At 45.3% G+C, this 4,949-nt stretch carries 5 protein-coding genes; 1 reads left to right on the top strand and 4 read right to left on the bottom strand.

From position 1 onward, the window contains the following. The first annotated feature begins 730 nt into the window (after positions 1–730). On the top strand, positions 731–1,927 hold the full coding sequence (locus AAGA18_15780) for a pentapeptide repeat-containing protein (protein ID MEM9446801.1): 1,197 nt from the start codon (positions 731–733) through the stop codon (positions 1,925–1,927). 93 nt (positions 1,928–2,020) lie between these two features. On the opposite strand, the gene AAGA18_15775 is transcribed toward AAGA18_15780, so the two are convergent. The 4 genes from AAGA18_15775 to AAGA18_15760 all read right to left on the bottom strand — a co-directional run bounded on the left by AAGA18_15775 (position 2,021) and on the right by AAGA18_15760 (position 4,416). Further along, on the bottom strand, positions 2,021–2,257 hold the full coding sequence (locus tag AAGA18_15775; GenBank protein ID MEM9446800.1) for a hypothetical protein: 237 nt from the start codon (positions 2,255–2,257) through the stop codon (positions 2,021–2,023). A 76-nt stretch (positions 2,258–2,333) separates the two neighbouring features. After that, entirely contained in the window at positions 2,334–2,654 is a 321-nt protein-coding gene (locus AAGA18_15770; protein ID MEM9446799.1) for a hypothetical protein, read from the bottom strand. A 326-nt stretch (positions 2,655–2,980) separates the two neighbouring features. Further along, entirely contained in the window at positions 2,981–3,559 is a 579-nt protein-coding gene (locus AAGA18_15765; protein MEM9446798.1) for a tyrosine-type recombinase/integrase, read from the bottom strand. 413 nt (positions 3,560–3,972) lie between these two features. Continuing rightward, complete coding sequence (locus AAGA18_15760) at positions 3,973–4,416, bottom strand: hypothetical protein (GenBank protein MEM9446797.1); 444 nt, start codon at positions 4,414–4,416, stop codon at positions 3,973–3,975. Positions 4,417–4,949 lie beyond the last annotated feature (533 nt).

Genomic DNA, 4,949 nt, shown 5'->3' with positions numbered 1-4,949 from the left:
TAATTCCGTTACGGCCAGGACGCATTGAACCGAGAGTTCGCAAACGAAGACCCAAAGCTTATCCCTTGATGACCCAGCCAAGGAGCACTCTCAAACGTAAGCTGGCTGCTTAGTTAAGCTTATTTCAGTGCCATTCGGCTCACAACCTGCTATTCAAGTGGCTCAATCGTCGCAGCCAACGGCGCAGTTTTTCGTGGGGAAGATTTCTCCTTTATCTAAAGAGACATCCACTCCCGCGACCAGGGCGTTTGGTATCACTCTTTCCCGATGGGAAAAAGGCTGCATGAAGAGGCCTGTGCGGGAAAACCGCAGGCGGGCTTCTGTGGGGGAGGGGCTTTCAACGATATAGGGTCGAATCTTGTGACACTCTCGATACCGAGAGGCGAGAGACAACAGGGAATACAAACCAGACCTAAGTATTGAAGAAGTCCTCTCTACCCGACTTGGATGGCCAGATCGCGCTACCTGTTACCCACAGTTGAACCACGCCGAAATGAAGGAGGAATTAGCTCCTGAATCCCTTACCAGGCAACGATTGTAGGAGATGTGGCGTCTCCGTCAGCCTTCGTTGTCATATGCCAAGTTAAGCTACAGGCTAAGTTGAAAGTGTTTGAAAATTTATAGTCAACTATAGCCTGCTACCATGAATACTAGTGTTAGTCTCATACGATGGGCAAATGCCTAAAATCAAGAAACACATCCTAATATTTTTGTGAGGAATAGGAAAAATATGTTTCATTTTCAAATAAATTTTGCTTATCTTTGGAAACATATTTCTGATAAAATAGATCGTCGAAAAAAAATGAAGTCAAAAGCTTATATATCTCACTTAAAACGTAAAGGTTTATATGTTAAAGAGAAACCTTTTAGTGATCCCAAAAAATCTCTATTAATTCCATTTTGGTGGGCGGAAAGAAAACTTGAAGTGGTTGCACGATGGCTAAGCAATTTGGCATTACTTGAAATATTTGGTTTGCTTGGAAATATTAGTATCCTTCTAGCAGTCATTTCATTTCTATCGGAGCAAGATAATCGCCACGATCAAGATATACTTTCCTCTTGGCAAACAGTTACTAGTGCGTCCGGTCAAACAGGAAGTGGAGGAAGGCTGGAAGCTATTGAGTTTATGATTTCTCAACCAATGAGATTCCCTTGGCCTTGTCGTTATGAACGATATTTTCTAGCTGAATCAGAGCTTTTAATTGAATTGGGACTTCCAACTGAGCCATATTTTCCAAGATGTATCCTCTTTCAGCCTTCACAGAGCTTAGAGGGTTTAGATTTGTCTTCCAATGTAAAACAACCTTTCATGACAGGTAGTGGTGTATATCTATCTGGCCTACAGGCACCTAAGGTTATTTTGTCAAAGTCAAACTTAGAATATGTAAACTTGTCACATGCTAATCTGAATCAAGCAATACTAGTAGATAGTAAATTGCAAAGTGTTTCACTTCGAAATGCACAATTAATGGGGGCTAATTTGCAAGGTAGTGATCTACAATATGCCGATCTTCGAGGAGCTAATTTGAGTGGAGCAGATTTATTTGGTGCCAATCTTAAAGGTAGTAATTTAACCGATGCAATTTTGCCCAATGCGAGGCTTCTTTTAGCTGACTTAAGTGACACTGTTCTTGAAAGAACAGATTTACACAAGTCCGACTTGAGAGGTGTAAAACTACAAGGTTCACGTCTGATAGAAGCTGATCTTAGTGGAGCACAGTTAGATGAGGTAAATTTCTTAGAAGCAGAAGAACTAATACAAATGGATGGAAGGCTAGATAGTGCCATTTATACTACAAAAAATTCTGTGTGTGGATATGTTCCAGCACGGATGCCTCCCTGCGAGACAAAATTCCCAGAAATACTTAATCCTAAATCTAATAATATGATCACTCGAGAAGAGCATTCGAATGAAGAAAAAAGTTAAGTTCTCTGGGTATTATTGTAATTAAATTTTCGTAGATAATGTTATTTTATCTAATTCCATTCAATTCCCAGATACACTTTTATTAGAATCGATTTAACTTAAGTTGGAGTTATGAATATTAGACTCATTTTCTTTTTTATCTCTACATCCTCTAGTACTACTTTTTAGTTCTTTCCAACAACCTTGATCGTCAATTATATATTCTCCAGGATCAAGCTCTTGACCTAGATCACGTTCAATTTCTCTCAACTGTTCAGGAGTAACAATTGTATTATTAATTATGATTTTTGAATCGTAGCTATTATGCGGGCTATGCTCACTTGCTTGCATACGCTTACTTATTGTGAGCGTGATGGCTACTATAATAAATATGCTAGTTAAGCGACTACATCTCAATCCCATTATCTTATCCTCTTTGGCGAAAGATTATCGTCCATATACGTGTAGGCCATGGAGACGAAACAATTTCTTTTTTCTCTAATATACATCCACAATCTCTTGTAGTCATATTCCTCCAACAACTTTTATCATCTATGAGATATTCACCAGGTGGAACGTTGGTAGTTCCCATTATATCTTGCAGCAAACCTAGGGTGACTTCATCCGGATGATTTCCATTGATTGTAATCTTTAAGGCTACTTGCGCATGAGACATAGAAGTAAATGTGCTTAGCAATAATCCTATACCAAGGGCTTTTGCTGCGTATAAGAATTTTTTCTTGTCCATCTTTCTTTCTCCACTTTACAAAATGTCTTGCTTTTTTGATGTGTGTAAGCGCACAAGTCTGTGTGCAAAGGCTTAAGCCTACATAGCGAAGAGAATCCAGAAACGACCTTGAAGTGTTGCCTTGACTCAGATTTCACTCTGGATCCAGTGGATGGGACTAAGAAGCGCTGTGCGGCTGTTTTCTATATCTCCTAGTAAACGGGTCGAGTCTGAAGCTGCTCTGGGGGGGTAAGCAGAAAAGAATAAGCGTTGAGAAAGTGATCGCTCAATCGAGTCTCAGGTGTTACTCATCATTGGACAGACGTAGGCGGGCTGTAAGGAAGGCCTCAATCTTGCCAAAAGGGCTTGAATCGCTCTGGACTCAATTCGGTGTAGCGCACCGTGTGTTGAATATTGCGATGACCCAAGTAGGCTTGAATAGCACGGGTATCGTGCCCCTTGGAAGCTAAGTAATAGCCGGTTGCATGGCGCAGCATGTGGGGATGAATAGGCATGTCTAACTGGGCGATTTTGCCAGCCCGTCGCAGCATCATGCGGAAGCCATTGGCACTCATGGGTCCCCCCCGCTCGCTCACGAATAAGTAGGACGAATCAGGGTAAAGCCGCAGCAGTTTGCGCAAAGCCCTCAACTCCGGTCCGCGCAGAGGATGAACTGAAGGAGACCCTTGCTTGAGCCGATTGACATGTAAGTAGCCTTGAGCCAAATCCACTTGTTCCCAGCGCAATGCGATCGCCTCGCTGACCCTCAACCCATGTCGGTAAGTCAGCAGAATCAGAGTGGCGTCGCGGTGGGGATGACGTCCGACAGTTTTAGCAGCCGCGAGTGTGCGCTCGACTTCAGCAGGTAGCAAATATTCCCGCGATCGGCGGTCTCGATTGTTGGGTTTGCCGGGAGGAGGAGACAACTTTGCACAAAACGAGGGTTGGGAGCGACCCTTCCATGAGGCTGAATCCCCAATGGAATCGGGGCTTGTTGGGACTAACTTTGCATAAAAGAGCTGCTTTATGCAAAGTTGCCTAGAGGTTCAAGTCAGCCACTCACGTGCTTATGACCACAGTTGACGGAGTGCGGCATGAATTATCGAGACTTTGGGAGGTACGCTTTTTCGAGATTCAACATCGTCGCTATATGGACTATCCTGCAAACAGGCTCAAACCTTCTTGGCATAAGCATTTTAATGACTTCTAAGGACATCAGATAAGGGTGCTAAGAGCACCAATCCACTTGTTACTGCAAATGGCTGTCATTTACCTTTTGGCAACATTCGCCCGTAACACTCATCGATCAGAAGCGTTCGGGTAGGATAGCGAAATTCAATCAACGCCTTCTTTCTCTCTCCTGACGAGACATTTTGATAGCAGCTAAGGCCTCGCGCACGCAGTCCGGAAGACCGTCTACCGATCCATCATGCGCTTGAGACGAAGAAGGCAAACTCACTTCGGGCTCAGCAGTAATAGACTGTTCGGGAAGGGATGCAAGCTGGGGTGATAGCTGAGATGACGGTTGAGGACAAAAATTAGGCTTCCACGCCGCTCGAATCGCACACGCTAACCACGCTCCCGGATTGAGTATTGTGGTGCGTTCGCGTTGTTGGAGTAATGCTGCTAAGGCATCCTCAACAATTTCTGGACTTTGGTTAGCTATCGCTCGGGCTAAGGTATCACTCCAGTCTTCGCCTACCGCTTGCCTCATCCTCGCTTCCAAATCCGTCGAGTCCTTTTCCCTCGGTTGTTTGTTATTTTCACCCTCGCGGAGCCGCACAAACTTCTTAGGGGCAATCGCCTGTAATGAGCCAGCTGGTGCGGGTTGTAAGGGTTGAAGAGTTGATTCGATTGGATCGATGGGGAGCTCTATGACTGATGGAGGCTCGATTACACTTGCCGCGTTGACGAAGTCAGGATGCCAAAGGTCTTTGTGTCGGTAGAGCGTTGAGAGTGAAAGGCCATTGCTTGCTAGAAGGGTGGCTCGATCCGTGATTCCTGAGGGAAAATCGTTGCTGGAATGATAGGCGGCTACGGCTGCTCTAATCCGTTCGCGGGCGGAGGCGCGGCGCAGGTCGTTGGGATTGGGGGCGTCGTCTGGGATGACTGTTTTTTGGCTGCCGTAAGGGTAGTACCTGCGCTGTACGCAATCGGCCCAGTGACGCGAGCGCTTTTCGATGGTGAGCTTGTGGCTGCAATACTGCTCGAAACCTGGACGGCTCCGGGCGGTCTCGGCGGTGGCTAAGGCTAGCTCGTCCCCGCTCTTGTCGTGGAAGACGTAGAGATGACGGGCGATCGCGCAAAGGATTTCGT

The sequence above is a fragment of the Verrucomicrobiota bacterium genome, from assembly GCA_039192515.1.
In the GTDB taxonomy this organism is placed as follows: Bacteria; Verrucomicrobiota; Verrucomicrobiia; order Methylacidiphilales; family JBCCWR01; genus JBCCWR01.
The sequence above is the reverse complement of the archived record's forward strand: the minus strand, read 5'-3'. Positions and strand labels throughout refer to the sequence as shown.

Coding starts and splice junctions, on each gene's coding strand:
- AAGA18_15770 (MEM9446799.1), bottom strand. CDS start 2,654: ATGGACAAGAAAAAATTCTTATACGCAGCAAAAGCCCTTGGTATAGGA.
- AAGA18_15780 (MEM9446801.1), top strand. CDS start 731: ATGTTTCATTTTCAAATAAATTTTGCTTATCTTTGGAAACATATTTCT.
- AAGA18_15775 (MEM9446800.1), bottom strand. CDS start 2,257: ATGCAAGCAAGTGAGCATAGCCCGCATAATAGCTACGATTCAAAAATC.